Below are 1,819 nucleotides of genomic sequence, written 5' to 3'. Positions count from 1 at the left end.
CACACAGCGACAGAAGGACACGCACCACCAAGATCAACCTGACCAAGCACTACTAGGAGATTTCTGAAGATCTTGTGTGTGGGGTTGTCTGGCTGTGGGCCGGGGGGCTTCTTGCGTCATGGGTTGGTTGTGTTGATCGTCCAGGTGCCGTTGGTGATGTCGAGTCCGAGGTTGATCAGTCGGCGGAGGTTGAGGGCGGCAGCGCGATGGTGGAGCCAGGCATCGTTTTTGAAGACACCTCGGTAGCGGAGTCTGCGGCTGCGGTGGGTGAGCCAGGCAATGCCGCGTTCGACAAGGGGACGCCATCGGCGGTATTCGTCCTGCCAGGCAGGGTCGGTGGCGGCCTGGTGTCGTGCGGCTGCCTGGGCGTCGTGGTGGGGGCGGATGGTCACGATCCGCCCTGCCTTGCCGGTGGTGCACCGTCCCCGCAGGGGGCAGCCGACGCATAACTGGTTGTAGTAGGCACGTCGTTGCCGGTGAGGACCGCTGGGGGCGGTCAGTGGCACGGTGTGTCCGGCCGGGCAGGTCACCACCCCGGCCGATGTGTCGATACGGAAGTCATCGAGAGTGAACCCGCCGGGGACGGCCGGCCTCAGCGGCTGGGGTTTGACCAGGGGCGTGTGCCCGGCAGCTGCCAGGCGGGCACGGCATTCGCCGGTGCCATAGGCGGCATCTCCCAACACCGTCAACGCCTGCCCCTCGTCAGCGAGCAGGTCCTCGGCGACAGCGGCCTCGTAGTTGTCCCCACCATCCCCGCGACGCAGGGCGACCGCCGTGAACAAGCCGCTCTCCGGCTCCAGGGCCACATGGCCCTTGTAGCCGTCGGTGCGCTGGTTGCGACTCTTGTGGATGTGCCTGGCATCAGGGTCGACGGTGGAGACCATCCGGCTCTGGGCGGTGCCCCTGGCGATGCGCCAGCGGCCGTCGGTGCCATCGGAATCCTCGGCCAACTCCACGTCCTGCCCGGCGACCAGCGCCAAGATGCCCACCGCGTTCGCAGCCTGCTCACCCAGGTTCTGCTCGGGCAGACGGCCCAGCAGCCGCAGCGCGTCACCCACCAGGCCATCGACCAACGCATCGCGGGCCGCCTGGTCGTCCCACGCGATCCGTGGCTTTCCCGGATCGCTGTAGTCGTGCGCGCTGCACCAGGCGGCGGCGACCGCGGCGGCACCGGGCACCTGGCGCACCACCCGGCGGATCGCGGCGATCAGCTGCGTCACCGTGTCCTGCGTGGCCACCGCATCCTCGAACACAGTCGAATCCAGCGCCCGCCTGCGACGGCCCTTGAGCACCCCGGTGGCGTTGATGACCTCCCGCACCCGGGCAAAGATCCGGTCCCGGTCGCCGGAGGCAGCCAGCCGCCGCCGGAAGTAGATGAACAACGACGGATCGAAGCCCGTGTCATACAGGCCCAGCCCACAGGCTGCCTTCCACCGCAGATCACACCTCAGCTCGGCCACCGCGTCGTGATCCGTGCGGTTCTCCAGCACCTGCAGCACCGTCGCGCACGCCAGCACCTGCGGCGGCACCGACGGCCGCCCGTTCGTCGACGGGTACAGATCAGCGAACATCTCCTCCGGGAACAACTCATCCCGATGCTCGGCCAGGAACGCAAACACGCTCCCGACCGGAATCAACTCCCGGCACGTGACCCACACATCAGGCCCCACCGGCTCCCTCGGCCGCCGCCCCAACATGCCTACAACTCTGGCCCCACAGCACATGATCCCGAGCCAGAACAGCACAACATCTTCAGAAAACTCCTAGTAGTGCTTGGTCAGGTTGATCTTGGTGGTGCGTGTCCTTCTGTCGCTGTGTG

The 1,819-nt window shown here is 67.1% G+C and carries 1 protein-coding gene; it reads right to left on the bottom strand.

The features are described from left to right. Positions 1–116: 116 nt before the first annotated feature. Complete coding sequence (locus tag IEZ17_RS41575; RefSeq protein ID WP_189308824.1) at positions 117–1,697, bottom strand: IS1182 family transposase; 1,581 nt, start codon at positions 1,695–1,697, stop codon at positions 117–119. Positions 1,698–1,819: the final 122 nt, after the last annotated feature.

This window comes from Streptomyces albospinus (assembly GCF_014648695.1).
In the GTDB taxonomy this organism is placed as follows: domain Bacteria; phylum Actinomycetota; class Actinomycetes; order Streptomycetales; family Streptomycetaceae; genus Streptomyces; species Streptomyces albospinus.
This window is presented reverse-complemented; position numbering and strand designations above follow the sequence as displayed.